This window comes from Paenibacillus durus ATCC 35681, from assembly GCF_000993825.1.
In the GTDB taxonomy this organism is placed as follows: Bacteria; Bacillota; Bacilli; order Paenibacillales; family Paenibacillaceae; genus Paenibacillus_AQ; species Paenibacillus_AQ durus_B.
The window spans coordinates 371524-394730 of sequence record NZ_CP011114.1 but is presented as its reverse complement, the minus strand read 5'-3'; the positions used below and the strand labels follow the sequence as shown (position 1 = coordinate 394730).

Genomic DNA, 23207 nt, shown 5'->3' with positions numbered 1-23207 from the left:
CCCGTTAAGCAGCCCCGCAAAGCGGCGCTTAGCAGCTACAAATCAGTTGTCTAAATTTACAGCTTGGCTATCGTCTCGGTAAGCACCGGCACGATTTGCGACTTGCGGGAAACGACGCCTTTGAGCAGAGCCTTGTTGTCGTCCAGCTTCACATTGTAAGCCTGCTCCACGGCTCCTGCCGCGCTGCCCAGAGCGACGCCGACGGAATCGCTGTTCAGGATGTCCGTTACGACGAACAGGAACAGATCGAGACCCTTCTCGTCGATAATGCTTTGCAAGGCAGCCTCAAGCTCGGCCTGCCGGGACAGCACGTCATTCGTATCCACCGCGTTGACCTGGGCGATGATCACTTTTTTGCCGCCCATGCTGAATTCCTTCGCGTCCAGATTAAGCAGCGTATCGATGCTCTTGTCGCTGAGGTCCGCTCCGGCTTTCAGCATGCTCAGGCCGTAGCTGTCCGTATCCACACCGGCGATTTCCGCCAGCTCTTTCGCTGCGGCCACGTCCTCTTCCGTGCAGGTCGGGGATTTGAACAGCAGGGAGTCGGACACGATAGCGGACAGCATAAGTCCCGCAACAGGCTTCGAAATCTCCACTCCGTTCTCCTTGTACAGCTTCTTCAAGATCGTTGCGGTACAGCCTACCGGCTCGGCGCGGTAATACAGCGGATGCGCCGTCTCAAAGTTGGCGATCCGGTGATGGTCGATAACCTCAACAACGCGCACCTGATCGATGTCGCTCGCGCTTTGCTGACGCTCGTTATGGTCGACGAGAATAACCTGCTTCGCTTCGGCAGCAACATTCTCCACAAGACGCGGAACCTCCACGCCGAAATGGTCCAGCGCATATTGCGTTTCGGAGCCGACTTCGCCAAGGCGGATGGCTTCAACGTCCCAGCCCAGCTCTTTTTTGAGCGCGGCATAGGCGATGGCGGAACAAATCGTATCGGTGTCGGGGTTTTTGTGCCCAAAGATCAATGTTTTTTCCATTTCCAAGCTCCTTACTTTGGTTTTTGTTCACTATAATATACCATACATTGATAGGAAGCCGCCAGAAGCGAGAGAGCCCGGGATTACTCTCCGCCCACAATGCTCAGCAGTTCGGGCAGCGCCTTGATTTCATAGGTCGGAGTGATCCCGGGGTCCCCGGATTTTCCGCGCGGGTTGAACCAGCAGGTGTCGATCCCATACGCAATGCCGCCCTGGATGTCCGATGTCAGGGTATCGCCGACGATCAGTACGTTAGGCTTGTCTTCATGTGTAAGTCCCAGTTTGGCAAAAGCGTGATCGAAAATGCCCGGCTCCGGCTTCTGGCTTCCGACTTCCTCTGAAATGATGATATGCGCGAACGCATCCCGCAGCGGGGAGTCTTGGATGCGCGAATACTGAACTTCTTTAATGCCGTTCGTAATCACCGCAAGACGGCAGCCGGATAATTCTCTGCATATTTCCGCCGCCCCCTTAATCAGGAAGGTTCCTGTCCCCGCTCCCAAATGGAACAGGTATGCCGCGCTGAAGGACTCGGGGTCCAGCTCAAGCTCATGTGCGGCAAACAGCCGGGTAAATCGTTCCACGCGCAGCGCGTCGGAGGAGATCAGCCCGAGCTCCAAATCCCTCCACAATCCCTTGTTGATTTCTTTGTATGTAGATCCGCAGTCTTCGAAGCCCTCCGGCATGCCAAACTGTTTAAAGGCTTCCCTCAGCGCATAGCTTTCCGACTGATCGTAATCGAACAGCGTGTCATCGGCGTCGAACAAAATAACATCATATTTCACTTGTACTATTACCCCCATTATCATGCATGATCCCGTAGTCCTGATTGTATCATTGTTAAGTTCAACCTCTTCCTTTCGCATTCCTGCCGCGCAGCAAATAATACAGGAGAACCTTTTTTTGAACGTTCTCAAAAAAACGAGCAGCCTGCGTCTCTGCGAATACAGGACTCAGGCTGCTTGCATTTGCTTCTTGATAACTGTCTGCCCCCTTGAAGCCGCTTATACGCCTCCTAGGGAGTAAGGATATCGGTTTCGCGCACAAATTCATTCCACGTCAGACCGGACGGCCTCATTCAGCCTACGGTAAATCCCGATGATGTCCTCCATCGGCATCCGCACCAGTCCGCTGGAGGACGGTGCGACAAATTCGCGCACGCCATCCACCACCGGCTCCAGTTCCTCCTGAAAGCCCCAGTCGGCCTTCGTCCTGCGGCTGAATTCCGTGTACACGCCCTTGCCGACGAAGCAGGCGATGTGCGGCCGGTACTTCGCAAGCTTGGCACGCAGCAGATCGCGCCCCTCCCTGTACTCCTCCCGGGTGATATCCTCCGCTCCCCTTGTGGGACGGGCGACGATATTAGTGAAACCGTAGCCCAGCTTAAGCAGTTCGCCATCCTCGGAAGCGTCGTACAGCCGCGGCGTAAGTCCGCTGCGATGCAGTATTCTCCAGAAATTATTGCGCGGATTCGCATAATGGTGGCCGACTTCTCCCGACCGCAGGCTCGGGTTAAAGCCGATAAATACAATGTGCAGCCCGAAGTCGAGATGATCCTTCACCGGGTTCATGGCCGTCGCCTCCATTTTGATGACATAATTGTAAATTAATCCATTGATTCCCCTGCCCTTCACGGCAGCAGCGCTATTAACTCGGGTGTCATATCCGCCCTGTCCAGCCGGTAAAAATCACTGTTCCCGTTCTTATATTTCACGAGTGCGACATATGAGTCAGCGTCCGGCGAGAAATTTTTTCTTATTTGCAGCACATCATTAATTTGCGTCTTGTCCTTGATTAGGATTGACCGCCCCTGATTCCGCGCAAGATTAAGATAATTCTCCGGGTTGTAAGCTTTACCTCCTTCAAGGGAAACTTCGGCGCTCTGCTTCGCGATTTCAACAGACACCACATCGTCCGCATTCACTTTAATCCGGTCCACATAGCCCCTTTGCTCAAGCCATGCCGCCAATTTATGGAAGGATGACTTCCACTGATAGTTGGAAAAAGAATATGCTCTCCCTATTGATTCCTGCGGATACGTATTAATGGTAGCCAGTGGAACATGATTATCTATCTGCTCATTGAAAGACATGTTCAGGTATTCTTCTTTCAAAAGCTCCTTGAACTCGGCGATCTCCCCCGGGTCTGTAATCGCGATGCTCCTGAAGCCGGAGCTGATCTGAAAATGGGAAATGGGCTTGTCAAGCTGCGGCAGAATGTACTGGGTCCGCTTGAATTCCGGGGACTCCATGACAGCCTTCAGCTCAGGCTCGAAACCGGCCAGCGGTACATTGTACTGTCTGATCATTTTGTGTCCGTCCTTCAGTTTATAGGCAATGGTATAGAAGAACGTACCCGGCGAATAGTACTTGTACCGGTCTTTCCCTTCCCCCGGCCGTGCCTGTACAAGCGCTTCATGCAGCTTTCGTACGGCCGATATATAAGCCGGGTCCGGCGAGAATGGGTCTACTCCCTCGTAGGGACTGTGGGCCACTTCGTAATCTACGGAGCTAGCGGCTGCGAAATTCGATGTCGTGTAGGCATCGTAATAACTGCCGGCGTAGATCCCGCCGACGGTATCAGCAGCCGGCACTCTCGCTTCATAGCCGGTCAAGGGCGATACCGGACTATACAGCAGCAGTCCGAGGACCGCCGCGTACCCTATAAATCGGGCGGGCAGCTTACGGTTCAGGATTTGCCACGATTTTCGGATGACCATTTCCGCTGCAGCATATCCGATTACGGCTCCGATCACGAAGCCGGCGATGGCCCACCCGATGCCGCCCGAGCGCGTTTGCGCAAAATAGGTGCCGGAGATCAGCATGGCGCACAGCATAACTCCGCCTTTAAACAACGGGTTAAAGTACGTAAAGGCAAGCGCCTGACCTGCCGTTTCCACCCGCCGCTTGCGGTACAGCAGATAGGACAGCAGGATGAACAGAACGATCAAAGTCGCATATATGCCTAGCTCAACCCATGAGTAAGGTTTGGCGGTAACGTTCATCATTTGAAGAAAGGGTGACCAATAGTCCATGCCGCTCATACTGATCTGATTAGGAAAACCGTACAGGTAGTTGGATAAATGGTAAAAGATTACCTGGAAAAGCACAGAGGGCAGAATCAGCAGAATATAAACAACGATGCCCTGCAGCACGGTGATTCCAAGGCATATGCCGACGAAAGCGGTCAAGGTGAACAGAAACAGAGCCAAAATGCTGACTGTTGCTCCCCAGGTCCATACGTCCACCCAGCTGTACAGGAACATATTCCCCTCCAAGTTCCGCAGCAAGCCGGCGGCAAGCGTCGTCAGCCACACCGGAACGAGCAGCAGAATGAAGCCGTTGAACAACTGAACGGTCAGCAGATGCTTCCGGCGCAGCGGGAGGCTGTGCATCGCGTCCGCCGCCCCTTTATGCTGAAGATAGCGGAACAGCAGCAATCCGGCCGCCACGGGCAGCGTAAGCGTGAACAGCATGGGCAGCGAGCCGCTGATCCGGAACAAATCGTCCACCTTTTGCGGCTGTGCATCGGGATATCCGCCAAGGAACATTTGCAGCGGCAGCGCGAACAGCAGACCGAGCAAATAGATGATTGCAATCCACAAATGCTGCCTAAGATTTTGCCGGATTATTCCGCGGTTAAAGAAGTATCGGCGCGATGTCATAGCCTGCCCCCTCCATTTCGTAAATAAAGATTTCCTCAAGGGTCAGCGGCAGCAGATCCAGAACATACGGGTCGTATACGCGGAAATACTCCTCGATCCGCTTACGGTCACCTTTTACAATATAAAGGAAGACGCTGCCTCTTTGTTCACGGTGAAGCACCGGCAGTTTTGCCGTCAGCGCGTGTTCATGACGTTCGTCCCGGAAAGCAACCTGCACTTTATGCGTGTCGGATTTCAGTTCGTCAAGCTCCTTATCGATCAGCAGGGCTCCGCCGTGCATAATGCCAATATGATCGCAGAGATCCTCAATCTCCCGCAAATTATGTGAGGAAATAACAACGGTAATGCCGCGTTCGGCAACCTCCTGGAACAGTACATTTTTAATCTGCCTGCGCATCACCGGATCAAGCCCGTCAAGCGGTTCATCCATAATGAGCACATCCGGCATACAACTGAGTCCCAGCCAAAAAGCGGCCTGCTGCCGCATTCCCTTGGACAGACGGTTCAGCTTGCGCCTTGGGTCCAGCGGAAACAGCTCGCCCAATTCCTTGAAGCGCTCCTCGCTCCAGCCCGGATAGATCGCTTTATAGAAATCGGCCATCTGCACGATGGAAGCCTGCGGGAAGAAATAAGGAAAATCCGGCATAAATACGATTCGCCCCTTGCTGCCTGGGTTCTCGAATACCGGCTTGCCGTCTATCCGAACCTCCCCCGACTCCGGCTCATATATCCCCGCAATCGTCTTAAGCAGTGTTGTCTTACCCGCTCCATTCGAGCCGAGCAGCCCGAATATATTCCCTTTATGTATCGTTAGAGAAAGCCCGTCGACCGCCTTCCGGTCCTGAAAAATCTTACTGACCTCCCGTATCTCAATCATGTCTGATCCCCCTCCCCTTTTTTCTCCAAAGCCAGCTTGAACAGCTCGCTAATTTCCGCTGCCGTAAAGCCAAGGTACACAGCTTCCGCCATCAGCCGCAGCAGTTCCTCGCGCACTTCCGCCCTTTTGGCCGCATTCATTCCCTGCTGCGCCGGGGAGACAAAGCTGCCCTTTCCCGCCCGTGAATAAATGTAGCCTTCCCGCTCCAGCTCCCGGTAAGCCTTCTGAATCGTATTGGGATTCACGGTAAGCTGCGCCGACAAAGTCCGCACAGAGGGCAGCTGCTCGTCAGGCTGCAAAATACTGTACAGAATCATCTCTTTGATCTTATCCGTCAGCTGTTCATAAATCGGCTTGCGGCTGCGAACATCCAGTTCAAACACATGCGATTCCCCCTTTCCCCGCTCCCGGGCTTATGACTTTCCTTGCAGTCTAGGTGTGTTAACTGTACTATCATTAATAATACAGTAGGCTGGAATTGTCAATATACTCTATCCAAATCAAATAAGCCGCTCCCGCCAGGAGATTTCTCCTCACAACGGGAACGGCAGAATCAGCTGATGCAAAGGGGATGCCCCTGTAAAATGGGAGCCCGCATTAGGTCACCGCGCATCATGCCAGAAGTTCAGCGGCTTAAGATCGGATGTTATGATTTCGTATTGATACCCTTTCTTGTGGAGATAATCCAAAATGCGGGGCAGCACCTGAAGCGTCGCTTTCTGGTCGTGCATCAGAATGACGGGACTAACGCCGTACTTGTCCAGTTTGTTTACCTGGCTGACCACATTGTTATAGATCGAATCGCTGGCGGTCTTATATTTCCAGTCCAAGGAATCAACGTTCCAGTCCCAAAGATGGTATCCGCTGCCCAGCACTTTATCTCTAAAAGCTTTCGTAAAATACGGCTTGCTGCCATACGGCGGGCGGATCAGCTTGGTGGTGCGTCCGGAGACCGCTTCAAGATCGGCGTTGTCCTGGTTCATTTCCTTCAGCGCCGCCGCCGGAGATGCGTAAAATTTGCTCTTCACATGGGTTATGCCATGCAGCCCAAGGCCATGCTCCGATTTGGCCATCCGCTTCACCTGGCTAGAGTAACGCTCGATGTTTGGTCCCAGCATGAAAAAAGTCGCCTTCGCTCCGTGCTTGTCAAGTATATTCAGCAGTTGACCGGTGGTTGCCGACGGTCCGTCGTCGAAGGTCAAATAGACGACCTTCCCGGATACGCCCGTTTTGGGCGGATTCGGGGCCGGCTTGGAAGATTCAGGCTTAGCCGGAGACGGGCTGGGTGCCGGCTTGGGCGGCTCCTCCGGTTTCAGCTTCTCCTTGAACTTCTCGGCAAACGCACCGTCATCCAGCACCTGAGAACCGTCCGTAATCCGCAGCAAATGCCGTTCCGGCTTATAGGACACGGAATAGCCCAGCACCGAGGCGATTTTCAGAGGAATCATCAGCTTGCCGCCACGCTTAAAGACGGTCAGGCTGATTTCCGTCCCGTCTCCCGCAATTCCCTTTCCTTCCTTCAAAATTCTAATCCTTCCTCTGTCACCCGAAAGCATCAAGTCCTCCGGCGTTCCCCCAAGGCTGAGCTTCAATTCGTCCGCAAGTTCACGCACCGGCACATAAAAGGTATACCCCACGAACACAGCGCGGATATCCGTAACGCTGTCATTAATCCCCAACTTCATTTCGCCGCTTTCCTCGGCGTGCACAGCCGGTACTGCGCCCAATGCAAGGAAGCATACAATAACGCATAGCAGTATTTTTTTGATTGACAAGGCCGCAAGTCTCCTATCTATTTAGCTTCTCTCATTATTTAAGATAGCATAAATAGAAAGGGGCGAATTTGAAAGAATGTTACCAGCAGGCAAAAAAATTGTTACTTGCAGGAAAAATGCGGTGCGGCAGGCGATTATATTTGTGACAAAGTTAGCAACAATAGTGAAATTATGAACAAAGTTTGAACTTTATAGAATATCCCGAAAACCGCATAGTGACAGTGATTTATATCATAGCTTACGTCTTTTTGTAACAATTTTTACACAGAAAATTAAATAAATCGCCATTATATAGGATTTATATGGATATAGGACTATATTGTGTATTTTGCATTCCCTTTAAGGAATTTTTAATATAGATAGAGGTTATTGTATTCCGGTTAATGAAACTAGTATTAAAGGAAGGAGTTTATCATGAACAAAAAAGGGCCGTTATACGCAATGTTTTTCAGCCTTTTCCTGCTGCTGCCCGGATGCAGTTCGCTTACCGTTCTGAATCCGCAGGGTCCGGCGGCAAAAACGCTGTCCGACACGATCATCCTGTCGATTCTGGTGATGCTCGGCGTCCTGGCCGTGGTCTACATTCTCTACATTATCATGTTGGTGAAGTACCGTGCAAAAAAAAGCAACGAAGGGTATATTCCTCCGCATGAAGAAGGAAATATATGGCTGGAAGCAACCTGGATCGCTATTCCGATCATCATCGTCGCCTTCCTGTCGGTAGTAACCGTCAAGACGACGCACGCGGTGGAGAACGTTCCGGCAGACTACAAGGATCAGAAGCCGCTGGTCATTTACGCATCGTCCTCCAACTGGAAGTGGCATTTCAGCTATCCTGAGGAAGGCATTGAAACGGTAAACTACGTGAACTTCCCTGTAAATCGTCCGGTTGAATTCAGACTGTACTCTTTCGGACCGATTACCAGTTTCTGGATTCCGCAGCTCGCCGGACAAAAGTACGCGATGAGCGATATGACCACTTATCTGAATCTCGTTGCGGAAACTCAGGGCGATTTTCTCGGAAGAAATACGAACTTCAGCGGCAAGGGCTATGCGCAAATGGAGTTCACAGCAACCTCGATGAGCAGCGACGACTATGACAAATGGGTAAAAGACGTCAAGAGTACCGCTTCTCAGCTTACGGAAGACAAGTTCAAATCGCTGCTGGCTGCGGCCCATGTAGGACGCGAAACGTTCTCGTCCACACATCTGACCTTCAGTCCTCCTCCGGCAGAACACAGCGAGCATATGGATATGGATCACAGCAATATGGATCACAGCAATATGGAAATGAGTACTGATGAACATTCGCACCAGAGCAACTAATTCCAGACTTACTTGAACAACCTGAAAGGAGTCCTCCCAATGAATTTTGATTTGGAAAAATTCAAGGTTCACGGCGAACCCCTGATCTACGGGGCCATGATCAGCATTGCCCTCGTCTCGATTGGGATTGTCGTGGGTTTAACCGTGTTTAGAAAATGGGGATGGCTGTGGCGGGAATGGCTAACCACCGTGGATCACAAGCGGATCGGCGTCATGTACATTCTGGCCGCCCTGCTCATGCTCTTCCGCGGAGGCATCGACGCATTGATGATGCGTCTGCAAACCGCCGCGCCGGACATGAAATTTCTCGACGCGCAGCATTACAATGAGGTCTTTACGACCCACGGTCTCATTATGATTCTGTTCATGGCTATGCCTTTTATTATCGGTCTTATGAACGTCGTTGTGCCGCTGCAAATCGGCGCGCGCGACGTCGCCTTCCCGCGTCTTAACGCGGTCAGCTTCTGGCTCTTTTTCTTCGGAGCCATGCTGCTCAATATTTCGTTCGTCATCGGCGGGTCGCCGGATGCCGGCTGGTCCGCCTACTTCCCGCTGGCGAGTCTGGAGTTCAGCCCGACGGTCGGCAATAACTACTACTCGCTGGCGCTGCAGATTTCCGGTATCGGTACGCTGATGACAGGCGTCAACTTTATCGTAACAATTCTGAAGATGCGCGCGCCGGGCATGAAGCTGATGCGCATGCCGATGTTTACCTGGTCCGTACTGATTACGAACGTTATCATCGTCTTCGCCTTCCCGGTTCTGACCGTGGCGCTGGCGCTGATGATGTTCGACCGCTTGTTCGGCTCCCAGTTCTTCACCATGGCCAACGGCGGCATGGATATGCTCTGGGCCAACCTGTTCTGGGTATGGGGCCATCCGGAGGTTTATATCGTTATTTTGCCGGCCTTCGGTATTTACAGTGAAATTATCGCAACCTTTTCCAAGAAAAATCTGTACGGCTACACCTCGATGGTGGCCAGTATGCTGATTATCTCCCTGCTGTCCTTTCTCGTCTGGGCGCATCACTTCTACACGATGGGTCAAGGCGTAATGGTCAACGGCTTCTTCTCGATTACGACGATGGCCATTGCCGTGCCGACCGGGGTCAAGATATTCAACTGGCTGTTCACCCTGCGAAAAGGCCGGATCAGCTTCACGACGCCGATGCTCTACTCGCTCGCTTTCATTCCAATCTTCACGATCGGCGGCGTTACCGGCGTCATGCTGGCCATGGCCAGCGCCGACTATCAGTACCATAACACAATGTTCCTGGTCGCGCATTTCCACTACGTTCTGATTCCGGGCGCCGTATTCGCCGTTATCGCGGGCTTCCACTACTGGTTCCCTAAAGTGTTCGGCTTCCGCCTGAATGAACGTCTCGGAAAGCATGCTTTCTGGTGGATCATCATTTCCTTTAACGTGGCGTTCTTCCCGCTGTTCATTCTCGGCCTCAAAGGCATGACCCGCCGGATGTACACCTATTCCGCGGAAACAGGCTTCGGTCCGCTTAACATGATCTCGTTCGCCGGCGCGCTCGGGCTTGCAATCGGCTTCGTCATTCTCGTGTATAACATTTACTGGAGTACACGCTATATGCCGCGCGACGAGAACGGCGATCCTTGGGATGCCCGCACGCTCGAATGGGCGACCCATAGCCCGATCCCGGAATACAACTTCGCGGTTGTTCCGAAGGTCAAATCGCGCGATCCTTTCTGGGCCATGAAGCACGACAAGCAGCCGCTGTTCGAAGATCCGATCACGAAGATTCATATGCCGAGCAATACGGGCAAACCGTTTGTCCTTGGCGTCGTCTTCTTCTTCCTTGGATTCTTCCTGGTATTCAGCATGTGGATTCCGGCGATTGTTGCCGGCATTGGCGTTCTGATTGTCCTGGCGGCGATGTCCTTCGAGCGCGACCACGGCTTCTATATTCCTGCTGATAAAGTCATCACGACAGAACAGAAACTGGGGGGTGGAACGGTATGAAAGTAGATACCTCCAAACCGCTTGAGTATGGCACACACGAGAACAGCAACCGCATATTCGGCTTCTGGGTCTTCCTGGGAGCGGAAATTGCGCTGTTCGCCACACTGTTTACCGTATTCTTCGTTCTGGTGAACCGTTTTGCGGACGGTCCCAGCGGAAGCGAGCTGTTCGAGATCGGCCCGGTGCTGATTGAGACGTTCCTGCTGCTCACCAGTTCCTTTACGATCGGCCTGGCCGTTCACGCCATGCGCCATCAATACAAGCGAGCCATGCTCGTCTTCTTCGGCATCACACTGCTGATGGGCCTCGGCTTCCTTGGCATCGAAATTACGGAGTTTGTGACTTACGTGCACGAGGGAGCGACGCTTCAAACGAGCGCGTTCCTGTCCAGTCTGTTCGTACTGCTCGGCACTCACGGCGCCCACGTTACCTTCGGTTTCCTGTGGGGCGCGGCGATTATGATCCAGCTCATGCGGAGAGGAATCAACCCGGCCACGGCCAATAAATCATTCATCTTCTCGCTGTACTGGCACTTCTTGGACGTTGTCTGGATTTTCATCTTCAGCTTCGTCTATCTGAAAGGACTGATGTGACATGATGAAGCAGTTGTTTCCCGTTCGCCATGTGATAGGCTATATCGCCTCTTTGGTCCTTTCCGCCGCAGCGCTGGCTGTCATTTACGGTGACTTCTCCCATGCCGCAAATGTAGCCATTCTGGTTGTTACCGCTCTGATCCAGGCTTCCCTGCAGCTGTTCCTGTTCATGCACATCGGGGAATCGGCCGATACGAAAAAAGAGCTGTACATCAACATCGCTTACGCGCTGTTCGTCGGTCTTGTCACCATCTTCGGCACGCTCTTCATCTTTGTGTGGGGCTGGTACAGTTAATTTGGGTTTTCTCTTTAAGCGTCTTGGCCGCTGCTGCGGCTGGGGCGCTTTTGTTTTTTGGCCGCGAAAAAAGGCGGCGACCCGGCCCATACGGGACCTGATCACCGCCTATTTCATTTAACGACAGCGGACCTACAGCTTGAACCCGGCAAGATTCTTCTGCAGTTCCTCCGCGAGCGAAGACAGATAACGGGCTGAGCTCGACATTTCCTCCATTGCCGACATCTGCTCCTGGGTGGACGCGCTAACATCCTCAATACCTGCTCCGCCCTTTTGCGAGATTTCGTTCACCATTTCCATAACGGCGACCAAATCTCCGCATTCTTCGGAAACATGTCCTACCACTTTATTAATGCTTTCGGTCTGCCGGATGGCATCCTGGATGGAAACTACGATTTGGGAGAATGCCTCGGAAATTTCGGCGCTGCCGGCCACACCCTCTGTCGCAAGCCGCGCCCCTTGAGCCATCGACTCCACGGCTTCTCCGGTCTGCTGCTGGATTTGCGTTATAATACCGGTAATATGATCCGAGCTCTTGGCTGTCTCCTCGGACAGCTTCCGGATCTCTCCCGCTACGACGGCAAACCCTCGTCCGACCTCGCCTGCCCTGGCGGCTTCAATTGAAGCATTAAGAGACAGCAGGTTCGTCTGCCCTGCAATTCCATTAATCGTCGTAATGATGTCGCTGATTTCCTCGGACAGTTTGGCCAAAGATGCGATAATCTGCTGCGTTTCGGTCACGTTTGTGTTGATCTGCGTCATTTGCTCCGCAATGCGGTTGACCTGTTCCGCTCCGTGATCGGCAGAATCCGCCGCCTTCGTCATCAGAACCGACATCTGCTCGCTCCCGCTCTCCACCGACGAGATATCCTCCGACATCGCCTGAATGGAAGCGTTCGTCTCGGCTATGCTGTACACCTGCGTTTCAAACCCTGTCGCCAGCTCCGAAGCGGTGGAAGCAATCAAATTGGAAGCAAGCGAGGTCTGCTCGGCGCTGGCGGTCATCTGCTCGGAAGAAGCCGACAATGTCTCCGCACTTTCCGACACGCTCTGCATCATACGGCGCAGGCTCGCCACCATGCCGTTAAATGAGTCGCTGATATGACCGATTTCATCCTTGGAGCTGTACGCCACCGTAACCGTTAAGTCTCCCTGCTCCGCCTGCTCCATGGTCTTCCCCAGTTCGGCCAAAGGCCTTGTAATCATGCGGACGATAAAGTAGGCTCCCGCCTGGGTGAGGAGGGTAAAGACAATAATCAGCACAATATTCAGATTCCGTGTACTCTCGGCTTTTGCCGTTGCTTCAGCGTACTGCTTCTCGGCATCCTGTTGAAGAAGACTGCCCGCATTGCCGAGCAGATTTACCATTTTGCTGCGCAGAGTGCTGAAATTCCCGGAAAAAAGGGCATACGCCTCCGCATTGCGGTTAGCCTTGGCTAGATTAATGATCCGTTCTCGCTGGCTCCGGTACTCCGTAAGCAATGATTCGTATTCTTTCAATCTATTTAAGGCTTCTGCCGAACCAAAAGAAACGTTGAGCAGCTTCTTCGACAGAGCATCATTACTCGCTTTCTTCGCTTCGATATCCTTGACAAGATCCCCATTGGCCGCTCCATCTTCCGTCATCATAAGCTCCAGCAAATCGGATTCAATCAAACCGTTGTTAATCCGAATTTGGTCGGACCACATAACGGGCAGCAGGTTCTTCTCATACATCACTTTAGAACGGCCCGCCAGCTGCTGACCGGTAACGATCCCTATTGCTCCCACACTGATCAGCGCAAACAGGGCGATAAGCATAATAAGTCCCATTTTGTACTTTAATTTCAAATTTCTCATTGCAATCCTCGCTCTCCGGGTGACTTTTTACATATACAATTCTTTATCGGCAGAACTCCCTTCCAAAATGAATAATTTTAAAAGGAAAATCGACAACAATTTTTGACAAAAAAAGCCGCGCGGATCAATGATCCGCCGGCTTGTCATGGACACGTCAGAATTTCTCTAACGCAGCAGCCCGTATTTTTTGCGAAAACGTTCAAGCACCTTGATCCAGCCTCCCGCCAAAATGGACAGGAAGACGACGTTGGACAGCGCATGCGCCAAATCGAAATAGAAGCTGGCCGTGTATACGGTCGCCACGAGTCCCAGGCTGAAAGCATCGGGCAGACCGATTAGATGCCAAATATTCATGATCCACCCGAATAAAAATCCCCATATGAAACCGAACAGCAGCAGCCCGGGTCTTGTTCGCATCCAGCGCGTGTTCCGCAACCAGCCGGCGGTAAGCCCGGCCATCCCCCAGGCGAACATCTGCCACGGCGTCCACGGCCCCTGGCCGAAATACAGATTCGAGACAAGGGCGGCCACCGCCCCGATCAGAAAGCCCGCTTCCGCCCCGAATACGTACGCCGACAGAATAACAATGGCCGATACCGGCTTAACGCTGGGCAGGGCCGCGAACGGAATGCGGCTGACGGCGGCAATCGCGGCAAGAACGGCAAGCAGCACCAGCTCCCGTGGCTCCAGCTTGCGGCGTTCCAGCCTTAGGAACATTGGAAGCAGCGCGGCGCAGAGCAGCACCAGGCTCAGCAGCAGATAGTGGCGGTCCTTGAGCGCGGAGGACAGCGCGAGCCCGCCTATAAACAGGCCAAGCGCAATCAGGACCGGGAAACGAATTCGTGCCACTGTGACATCACATCCTCAACGGTTAATGCTTGGGGCAGCCGATCGCGGACCATCCGGTTAACGGCTGTCGTATAGAAATAATTCGCGCCGAAAAAAGCCTCCGGCGGCCCTTCCGCCGATATGCTCCCGTCAAATAGCATAGCGCAGCGGGAAGCGTGCCGCGCCGCAAATTCGACGTCATGCGTAACGAACGTTACGCTTGTTCCGGAATCGGCCAGCGCTCTCAGCAGTTCCGCCAAATGCTCCTTGGCGGCGGGATCAAGCCCCTTCGTCGGCTCATCCAGCAGCAGAATATCCGGCTGCAGCAGCAGCACCATAGCCAGCGCCGCCTTCTGCTGCTCGCCGCCACTGATGTCATGCGGATGGCTGCCGAGCACACCTCCAAGTCCGAAGGCATCCACCAGCGAGGCAATCTCCCGCTCGCTCTCCGAAACGGACAATCCCGCATACTTCGCCATATGCCGCAGTTCTTCTAACACCGTGTCATAGCTGAAATACAGCAGCGGATTTTGCGCTAGGTAGCCTGCGGTGACGCCTTTTGGCAGCGCCGCCCGGCCCCGCTGCGGCTTAAGCAGCCCGGCCATCAGCTGCAGCAGTGTGGACTTGCCCGCGCCGTTACCGCCAAGAATAGCGGTAAGCTCCCCCCGGTGCAGCGAGAAATCCAGCTTCCTCAATATTTCCGGACCGTCCTTCTCATATCGGAAGGTTACTTCCCGGCATTCCAGCAGGGCCTCCCCGTCACGGGATGACTGGACCCTCCGCGCGAAAGAGCCGGAAACGGACCGGGGGGATGAAATTCCAATCCTCTTGTTCTCCCCGGGCCCTACTTCTTCATGCATGTTGCCTATGCTGCTCCCGCCTAGCCGGTCCAGCCGGTCCGCGTCTATCCGAGTTGGACCGGACGCTTTCGTCGCTTGGCGGTCAATGCCCGAGGCGGGCCCGGTCGCAGAGACCAGCCGCGTCGATTGCTCTTCTTCGATGGCCGACTCCAGCCAGCGTTTGCCCTCCCGTACGGTCAGCGGAATCGTATCCGGCCGTACATCGGCAGACCCGGAAGACAGCGCCAGGTACAGGCGCGAAGCGGCCGGCAGATAGGCGTGACGCCCTTCACCTAGCCCGCTCCCTGCTGCCCGCACAATTTCACGGGGACTGCCGTCAGCCGCAAGCCTGCCGTTCTCCATCAGCAGCACACGGTCCGCCAGCGGCAGCGCTTCTTCCAGACGGTGCTCGCTTAAAATAACCGTCATCGCCAGCTCCTCGTTCAGGCGGCGCAGCAAATAAATGAACTCGCGCGCCGCCACGGGATCAAGCTGGGAGGTCGGCTCGTCCAGCAGCAGCAGCCGGGGATGCAGCAGGAGGACGGAGGCCAGATTGACAAGCTGCTTCTGCCCGCCGGACAATTCGTGCACCGGCTTGTACAACAGAGGCTCCAGACCGAACAGCCCGGCCATTTCCGCCAGCCTGCCGCGCATGACAGACGGGGACAGACCCATATTTTCCATGGAAAAGGCAAGCTCCTGCCATACCGTCTCCATCACGATCTGCGCCTCCGGATTCTGGAAGACCATGCCGATTTCCCCGGCCGCAGTCTCCGGCGATAGCTGTGAAAGCTCCCGGCCCCGGTAAAAAACCGCGCCGCTCCCCTCTCCCACTGGTGTCAGCTCCCGCTTCAAATGCCTCAGCAGCGTCGTTTTGCCGCTGCCCGATGGGCCGCAAAGAACGACGAACTCGCCTTCTTTTATTCCAAAGGATAGCCCGTCCAGTGAAGCCCTTTCTTCCCCGGGGTAGCGGAAGGACAGCTCCTGCGCGCGGACGATCTCCATAACCATTTCTCCTTTCCTTCCACCCAGAGGGGAAGCCCTGCGAATAGGCAAAAGGCGGCGTACATCACCGCTTCCTGCCAGCTAAATACCGGCGGCCTCATCCGGGGATACAGCATCAGCAGGCCGTATCCTTGAGACCAGCCCCACAGGGTACCTAGTGCGCCGGCTCCCAGCCCCGCCAGGACCCAAATATCCCTCCGGTCAAGTCTATGTACCGCATAGGAGCTTCGGCGGCGGATGCCGTACCCGCGCGCTTTCATCGAGTCGGCAGTCTGCAACGCTTCCTCCAGCGACCAGGTCAGCAGCGTCTTCAGCAGCGTCATCCCGTCCGCCATGCGCGAGCGCAGACTGCCCTCGCGGACCGAAACGCCGCGCGCGCCCTGAATCAGCGCAATCCGGCGCAGCCGCCGCTGAAACAGCGGGATGAAGCGGAGCGTCATGAGCGCAAGCAGGGCGCTTTTGGGAGCGGCAGATGCGAACAGGTACATGAATTTATCCGGTGTTATCGTATAGTTGTACGAAAGAAAAATAATAAACACCGCGATCAGCACAACCATCATCATCAGCCCGTACAGCACGGCTTCAAGGGTAATCGGCTGGTCCATGAAATAAAACAGGATGACGGCTCCTCTGTGTGAGAACAGCGGGTTCAGCAAGGCGGCGGGAACAGCGATAATCAGGCAAAAAGCCAGGCTGCCCGCTATCCGCCGCCCCTGTCCCTGCAGCAGCATCAGACTGAGCAGGGCCAGAGTTTCGGTCATCAGGAATACCGGATGAAACAGCAGCAGTGTGAACAGCAGCAGCCCGGCGTAATAGACGACGGCCACCCCCGGATGCATGGACCGGAAGCCGCTCATCTTGAGGCTTCCAGATCCTTGCCCATATCGAGCGTATACAGCCATTCGATCGTATCTCCCGGCTTCAGCCGGTAAGCCCCGGCGCTCTCGCTCGGGAACTTGCCGTTCACGCGGTACATCCAGCCGCTCTCCGCGCCCTTGTCCATCTCGTACAGGTTACTGATACCTTCAACGTAACCGGCGGCGCTTGCGCCGCTGTATTCCATCTGGATTTTGTGCTGCCGGGTGACCCGCTTCAGCACATCCAGCGCGCTGTCGCCCTCCTCTACCTCTACCGAGGTGGGCGGCAGAATGGTCCCCGCCTCATCGTCGCCGACAATGGACATTGTGACGGCGGCGGCTTGCTCGGCGGCGGGCCGGTCGCCGCCGGATGACGGTGACGGCGACGGGCTGGCCGCCGTCGCCGCAGGCTTCGGCTGCGCCGGGGCGGCCGGTTTCACGGCCGCAGGCGGCTTCGGCGCAGCCTGCGGGGCAGCCGCCGCAGTGGGCGGCTGCGTGCTCTTGGACGCCGGGCCGGGCGAAGCGGCCCCGGCGGTTTGCGCCGCCGCCGACGGCGCGGCGGCGCGGTCTCCCGGCGTCTGCGAAGCGCCGGGAGACGCTGGCCGGGCCGCTTCAGCGGAAGGCCCGGCCGAGGCTGGCGCAGCGGCGGATGCAGCCGCTGCTGCGCTGCCCGGCGCAGGACTTGCGCCGGGAGCGCCTGTCCCGGCTTCGGGCAGAGCCGAAGCCGGGACTGTGGTGCCGCCGGGGGCTTGACCGGCGGCGGGGCTTGGCGGCGGAGTCGTTGCCGCCGCCTTGTCATGGCCCGGCGCGCAGCCGGCCAGCAGCAGCGCGGCTGCCAGCAGAAGGGGCGCTATGGAGCGGGCGCCCGCTGTTCGGATTGACATCATAATTGGAACACCTCCGTCTAAAGGGAAAGAACGAGGGCAGCAGAGCGCCCCCGTTCATTGTATTAATGCTTGTATGATTCCATTCGGAATGGACAGAGCGGAATTTCTCCCGCTTATCCATCAGTACAAGGTCCGCCGGGAAGATCAAACGGGAAAATCTCCATCTAAATTCGGGGGATTAGCCCGAAACCAAGGAAAACCGGCCGATTAACCGGAGTTTTTCCAGTTCGATCAACCGTAAACATCCTTTTAGCAAAAATAAAGGGGACATTTTCCTGCTTGTATCATCGGTTTACCTGAGATCGGGCCCTTTTCTAAGGTTGCCGATCAAGCGCGAGGCACTGCCCCCGCAGACAATCGCAGCGTCCAGCCGCTCCATCAGCGGCTCCCTCCGGCAGACTACGGCAGTCTGACCGCCACAACCGCCGCCATTTCCCGCGTGACGACGCCGCTTGGATCAAATGAACCCGCGAAGCCGGTCATGTACCCCTTCTCCGTGACCGCGTTCACGGCGTCAACCGCGTAATTGCCGATTACAGCACCGTCCTTGAAGGATGCCTTGGACGAAGGAGCCAGCTTGTAAGCCCGCGCAATCATTACCGCCATATCCTGGCGGCTGACGGACTGGTTCGGCTTGAACGAAGCAGCCGTTACTCCGTCGATTACGCCAAGCTCTTTGGCTTTCATCACATATCCATAATACCATGAATCGGATTTTACGTCGTCAAATCCGGAAACCGCCGTAGAAGCGGCAGGCGTATTGCCGGTTAATCTGACGAGCAGGGCTGCAAACTGCGCCCGGGTAATCGCCGATTTCGGCGCGAACGACGGATTTGCTCCGCCTACGCCTTCCATCAGCTTTTTGTCAAAAGCTTCATGCACCGAAGACAGCGCCCATACTGAGATTTGATGCTCGTCGGCGAATACGATTCCGGCTGCTGCCGGGGCATCCGTCAAGCTGTACAGCTTTCCTTTTCCGTTCAGATACAGGTCATACGCCGTCAGGGCAAGCAGGGCCTGCTCGGTCGCCAGCCCGCTGCTGCCGCCATTCACCGTATGCGCATAGCCGCCGTCGCTGCGTTTGAACGTTGCCAGATTGCTCAGCAGGCTTCCCTTCGCCTTGACAAACCGGACATCACCCGGTCCAATGTCCGCTGCGGAGAGGGCGATGATAACCTGTGCTACGCTTTCGCTGTTCTCTTCGCCGGACAGCTTGTAGCCGCCGTCTTCAAGCTGCTGCGCCGAGAGCCAGGCCACCGCTTTATCGACGGCTGCCTGCGCGCCGGCTTCTTCCTTGTGCGCCGACAGTGCGGCAACCGCCATCGCGGTAAGGTCCACGTTGCTCTCGCCGCCCTTAGTCAGCGGGAAGCCTCCGTCCGTGTTCTGTACATCCAATATCCACTGAACCAGCTTCACCTTGGTCCATGCCGCATCCGCTGGAACGGAATAGTTTCCGCTATCCAGCGCAAGAAGCGCAAAGATTGGTCCATTGCTGCCCTGGTTCGTGAGGTTCTTGTTATTATAGATTTTGGCGATTAGATCATATCCCGCCGCATTTCTCGGATCTCCGCCAGCAGCGGCGATTGAGAGCACCAACCGTTCGTAATCGGTCACCTTGCGGAATTCGCCCTTGCTCTCCGATATTTGTCTCAGCGCACCTGCCAGATATCCTGACGGAAGCGCATTGCCGGAACGGGCCAAGCCGAAGGCCTGCCAGTCGCTAAGTTCTCCCGCCGACAAGATCCATTTCGCCGCTGCCGAAATATCGGCTTTCACTTCACTTCCGGCTGCCTCCCATTTACTGCGGTCGATTACGGCATATTTGGTAAAATGACTCACTTTGCCGGTAATCGTTCCCGTCGACAGATCCAGCACAGCCGGAACCGGAATCCATTGATTGGCCTTTTCATCCAGCCAGGCCAGCGCCAGATTTTGCGGATAGCGCGCACCAACGGGAATTTGGATGGACAAATCCGTAGGCTTCGCAAATTTCGTTCCGTTTGGCGTGAATTCGTACAAGCCGGACACCAGCTCCGGCCGGGATGAAGGCTGCTCCTGCACATTGATGGTAACGGCACCTCCTTCCACCGCTCCCGCTGGAATTTGCAGTTGCACCTCGCCCGCCGCATCCTTCAGAACAGCGCCCGCCGGTGTAGCCAGCTGCGCCAAGGATACGCTGTTCGCCGCCAGCGTCTTGCCGAGTTCGGCGGATTTCGCCGCCGTCATCGGCGTGCCGCTGACAGCCGTTGTTGCGCCAACCTGACTCAGCGGCAGCGTATTGGCGGAAGTGATCGCCACACCCGAAGGTGCGACGCCCGCTGCGCCTGAAGCGCCGCCGACCGCCGTTTCCGACGAAGAGGTGACATATTTCCACAGCACCTCGTCTCCGGCCTGAAGCATATACTTATCGGCGCTGACAGACGGTTCGTTTCCATTGACGAAATACTTCCAGCCACTCTCGGGGCCTCCGTCATATTCGGCCAGACCGTCAATCGAATAGACATATTCGCTTCCCGAAATTGGCCGCGCCCCTACTTTGCCGCTGCCAAGCGTCCGGACAAGCAGACTGTAAGGAGTGTCTCCGTTGCTTAGGGTAACGGAGGTACTTGGAAGAATCGTTCCTCTCGCGCTGTCTCCGACAACGGAAAGGGTCGCCTTGGATACCGCCGGCGGTGCGGAAATGGCCAGCTGCCGCGTATATCGCACCAAACTTGGCGCACCGCCCGCCTGGTAACCCGTCACTTCAACCGTATAGCTTCCCGCCGAGAGGGCATTAAATGAAGCAATGCCCTCGTCGTTCGTTTCTGCCGTCTGTCCGCCAACACTTACCTTCGCGCCTACAGCCAGTGAAGTAACAGGATCAGAACTGAAGGTTGCGTTATTCCACACCCATTGAACCTGATTGACTTTAATCGCAAAATCCTGCCCCGGCTGGGGCTGTGAAGGCGACAGCTCCAACGATTGGACAACCTGGGTCGAGTAGCCGCCGTAATAGACCAGCACCTTGTCCGAAACCTGAAGTTCGAAGTCGCCTATTCCTACGCTCGGATAAATCCACTGGCCGCCGCGCTGAACGACAAACGACCACCAGTTGTTCATGTCGCCGCTGATTCCGCCAATGCCGCTAATAAAGCTGCCGAACGACGATTGCGTAATATCCAGCGCAATGTGTTTGGCTTCAGCCAGCCGTTGCAGCGCCTCAAGCGCATTAGATGCACCTACCGGGCCTTCTGCAAGCGTTCCCTGCGGTCCTTCTACCGCCAAAGACACCGGCACTTCCTTCGGCAGAACCGCAGCCGTCCCGGTGTAACGCACTACTGTCGGCGCGGCATTGTCCTGATAGCCGGTAATTTGGAGCGCCTGCGTTCCGGGCGTCAGATCGGTTCCAAAGGACGCTATGCCCTGGTCGTTCGTAACAGCCGTTTTGCCGCCGATGGAGACGGAGACGCCAGAAGCCGCCGCGACTACAGGATTTCCGTTTAAGTCCCATGTCTTTTTATGAACCGTTACTTCCAGAGGCTTGCCTTCCTTCGGCTGAAGCGGCGAGAATGTTACGGAATCCACCAGTTGGGTGACACCATAGTCTCCATAATAGACATAGAGCCGGTCTCCGTCCTGAAGCGCAAAGTCGTTAATCGCGGCATAACCGCTAACCCATTGACCGCCGCGCTGGACAATATACATCCAGCCGTCATAGCCGCCGTACTTCTTCTCTTTGATGCCAGCTATTTCGGTAATATACGCGCCGTAAGCGGTCATTTTGCTAACAACTGCAATTCCCTTGTCTTCCGCCAGCTTGTTCAGCGCGTCCAAAGCGCTGCTGCCGTACACACTGCCCTCGCCCAAGGACGCCGTTGGTCCTTCGATGGCTACAGTGACATGGACTAGCGGGTGCACGGCAGGCGGATTATCGATAAAATCATACAGGTTGCTGTCGCCGCCGCGGCTGTACAGGTTGTAGGCGACCAGCGCCTGCAGCGCCTGCTCCGTTGCTAGAGAGTTGCTGCCTCCGCCTAGCGTATGGGCGAAGCTTCCGTCCGCTACCCTGAAGCTCATCAAACGGCTGATCAGATTGCTGCCGTTCTTGGTGAAGCCGGAACCGGCTGGATCAACGCCGTATGCGGTCAGCCCGATAATCGCCTGCGAGACGCTTTCGCTGCTGTCTCCATAGCCTCCGTGAGTCGCATTCTGCTGAGCGGACAGCCACTGTACCGCTCTTTCCCCCGCAGTGGCAACAGCAGGCTCGCTCTTGTATGGAGATAGGGCGGCCAAGGCCATGGCCGTAGTGTCAGGCCCGCTTGGTCCTCCGGCGTTGAGAGGGAATCCCCCATCAACATTTTGTGCGGACAGAATCTCTTGAACGAGCTTGTCTCTGGTCCATTTTGCATCGGACGGCACCGTATAGCTGCCGGAATCCAGTGCAATTAGTCCATAGACGGGATTGTTTAGACTTTGGCCGGACATTCCTTCGTTGTTATAAATGGCCGCAATCAGGTTGCTGCCGGCGAAATTCGCCGGGTCCTGGCCGATCGCCTTAACTGCCAAAGCGATTCTGGCGTAGTCCGTTACTGCGGAGAAATTCCCCCCTGCGTTCTTTACTGTATTCTGAAGCGCGGCCCCGTAGGAATCCGGCACTTTATACCCGGCCTGGGCCAAGCCGATTGCCTGCCAATCCGAGGCTACGCCCTGCTTCAGAATATACTCGGCCGCAGAATAGACGGCATCGGTTACACTGACCGGCTGTGATGATAAACCCGCGTCCGCAGCGTATAAGGCATCCGTAACGCCCGCTTCCTGATAACTGGCAGCCGCTGTCTCGGCAAACACCCGTCCCCCCGGAGCAAACGACGCGCTCAGCAATGAGAAAATCATCAATAAGGCCATTCCCAGCTTAAACATTTTGGAAGAAATCCTGCTCTTCATTCCTCAACCTCTTTCTCCTGAATTTATGGGAGTCTCTCAAGTAAGAAGAAACGAATGACAGCGTCTTTTTAAGACGCAGGTGCGTTTCTCGTTAAAATATAAGACCAAACGATAGGCGCGAAGCTTATAGAGTCTTATATTTCAAAAAAAGACCGCCCCATAGAGGGACGGTCTTTCCGTAATCCGGGCCGGAACCGATGCCTTATAGCATCCTCAGCATCAGCCGCGCATAAATGTCCGGGTGTCCTCACCCCCCGAAGGGCACCCAGGCCTCGACTAGAAAAGGCAGGTCTCCTGGCTCATGCCTCATCGCTCCCTCTCGCCTTCCCGTTCTACATGAACAGTGGCAGATTTCAGAGGATCGCTCCGCATATACAGTGGCGGGACCGCGCCGGACTTCAACCGGCTTCCCTTTTAAGCGGGCTTTCTAGGCCCGCACCTTTTTTAAGACTCTATTAAATTTTAGGCAATCTATATCATATCGGTTATCGTAGGGGTTGTCCATACATTGCCAGCCATTC

The 23207-nt window shown here is 55.2% G+C and carries 17 protein-coding genes and 1 riboswitch; of the genes, 4 read left to right on the top strand and 13 right to left on the bottom strand.

The genetic code is table 11. The features are described 5' to 3' along the window. Positions 1–56: 56 nt before the first annotated feature. From VK70_RS01790 to VK70_RS01755, 7 genes are all read right to left on the bottom strand, one after another. A complete protein-coding gene (locus tag VK70_RS01790; protein ID WP_025697197.1) occupies positions 57–989 on the bottom strand; it encodes a manganese-dependent inorganic pyrophosphatase in 933 nt (310 codons plus the stop codon). A gap of 83 nt (positions 990–1072) precedes the next feature. After that, entirely contained in the window at positions 1073–1774 is a 702-nt protein-coding gene (locus VK70_RS01785; protein ID WP_025697195.1) for a YjjG family noncanonical pyrimidine nucleotidase, read from the bottom strand. Positions 1775–2038: 264 nt separating this feature from the next. After that, entirely contained in the window at positions 2039–2560 is a 522-nt protein-coding gene (locus VK70_RS01775) for a mismatch-specific DNA-glycosylase (RefSeq protein WP_025697191.1), read from the bottom strand. Positions 2561–2619: 59 nt separating this feature from the next. Next, the gene (locus VK70_RS01770; protein WP_025697189.1) at positions 2620–4653 is read right to left on the bottom strand and encodes a DUF6449 domain-containing protein; all 2034 of its coding nucleotides are present in this window, start codon (positions 4651–4653) and stop codon (positions 2620–2622) included. Further along, a complete protein-coding gene (locus tag VK70_RS01765; protein WP_025697187.1) occupies positions 4628–5530 on the bottom strand; it encodes an ABC transporter ATP-binding protein in 903 nt (300 codons plus the stop codon). The genes VK70_RS01770 and VK70_RS01765 overlap by 26 nt, the downstream gene beginning before the upstream one ends. After that, positions 5527–5913 carry a GntR family transcriptional regulator gene (locus VK70_RS01760; protein ID WP_025697185.1) on the bottom strand — a complete coding sequence of 129 codons (387 nt, stop codon included), beginning with the start codon at positions 5911–5913 and terminating at the stop codon, positions 5527–5529. Before VK70_RS01760 ends, VK70_RS01765 begins: the two co-directional genes overlap by 4 nt. A 219-nt stretch (positions 5914–6132) precedes the next feature. Next, complete coding sequence (locus VK70_RS01755; RefSeq protein ID WP_025697184.1) at positions 6133–7305, bottom strand: polysaccharide deacetylase family protein; 1173 nt, start codon at positions 7303–7305, stop codon at positions 6133–6135. A gap of 414 nt (positions 7306–7719) precedes the next feature. Here VK70_RS01755 and qoxA point away from each other — a divergent pair, with 414 nt between their 5' ends. From qoxA to qoxD, 4 genes are read left to right on the top strand one after another with little or no spacing between them, the layout of a single operon-like run. Then, a complete protein-coding gene (gene qoxA, locus VK70_RS01750) occupies positions 7720–8631 on the top strand; it encodes a cytochrome aa3 quinol oxidase subunit II (RefSeq protein WP_025697183.1) in 912 nt (303 codons plus the stop codon). A gap of 39 nt (positions 8632–8670) precedes the next feature. Continuing rightward, the gene (gene qoxB / locus VK70_RS01745; RefSeq protein ID WP_025697181.1) at positions 8671–10620 is read left to right on the top strand and encodes a cytochrome aa3 quinol oxidase subunit I; all 1950 of its coding nucleotides are present in this window, start codon (positions 8671–8673) and stop codon (positions 10618–10620) included. Continuing rightward, positions 10617–11213 carry a cytochrome aa3 quinol oxidase subunit III gene (gene qoxC / locus VK70_RS01740; protein ID WP_025697179.1) on the top strand — a complete coding sequence of 199 codons (597 nt, stop codon included), beginning with the start codon at positions 10617–10619 and terminating at the stop codon, positions 11211–11213. The genes qoxB and qoxC overlap by 4 nt, the downstream gene beginning before the upstream one ends. Position 11214: 1 nt before the next feature. Then, positions 11215–11508, top strand: coding sequence for a cytochrome aa3 quinol oxidase subunit IV (qoxD, locus tag VK70_RS01735; protein ID WP_025697177.1), 294 nt, complete (start codon positions 11215–11217; stop codon positions 11506–11508). A gap of 132 nt (positions 11509–11640) precedes the next feature. Here the strand turns inward: qoxD and VK70_RS01730 are convergent, their stop codons facing one another. From VK70_RS01730 to VK70_RS01705, 6 genes are all read right to left on the bottom strand, one after another. After that, positions 11641–13347 carry a methyl-accepting chemotaxis protein gene (locus tag VK70_RS01730; protein ID WP_025697175.1) on the bottom strand — a complete coding sequence of 569 codons (1707 nt, stop codon included), beginning with the start codon at positions 13345–13347 and terminating at the stop codon, positions 11641–11643. A gap of 165 nt (positions 13348–13512) precedes the next feature. Continuing rightward, a complete protein-coding gene (locus VK70_RS01725) occupies positions 13513–14196 on the bottom strand; it encodes an ECF transporter S component (RefSeq protein WP_046722703.1) in 684 nt (227 codons plus the stop codon). Further along, positions 14169–16019: an ABC transporter ATP-binding protein gene (locus tag VK70_RS01720; RefSeq protein WP_051505226.1), complete on the bottom strand. Its 1851-nt coding sequence runs from the start codon at positions 16017–16019 to the stop codon at positions 14169–14171. The genes VK70_RS01725 and VK70_RS01720 overlap by 28 nt, the downstream gene beginning before the upstream one ends. Further along, positions 15935–16921: an energy-coupling factor transporter transmembrane component T gene (locus tag VK70_RS01715; protein WP_081755035.1), complete on the bottom strand. Its 987-nt coding sequence runs from the start codon at positions 16919–16921 to the stop codon at positions 15935–15937. Before VK70_RS01715 ends, VK70_RS01720 begins: the two co-directional genes overlap by 85 nt. Then, positions 16873–17763, bottom strand: a complete 891-nt coding sequence (locus tag VK70_RS01710) for a DUF4430 domain-containing protein (RefSeq protein ID WP_052755975.1) — start codon at positions 17761–17763, stop codon at positions 16873–16875. Before VK70_RS01710 ends, VK70_RS01715 begins: the two co-directional genes overlap by 49 nt. Positions 17764–18162: 399 nt before the next feature. Then, on the bottom strand, positions 18163–22686 hold the full coding sequence (locus tag VK70_RS01705; protein ID WP_052755974.1) for an S-layer homology domain-containing protein: 4524 nt from the start codon (positions 22684–22686) through the stop codon (positions 18163–18165). A gap of 267 nt (positions 22687–22953) precedes the next feature. Then, positions 22954–23144, bottom strand: a riboswitch (cobalamin riboswitch). Positions 23145–23207 lie beyond the last annotated feature (63 nt).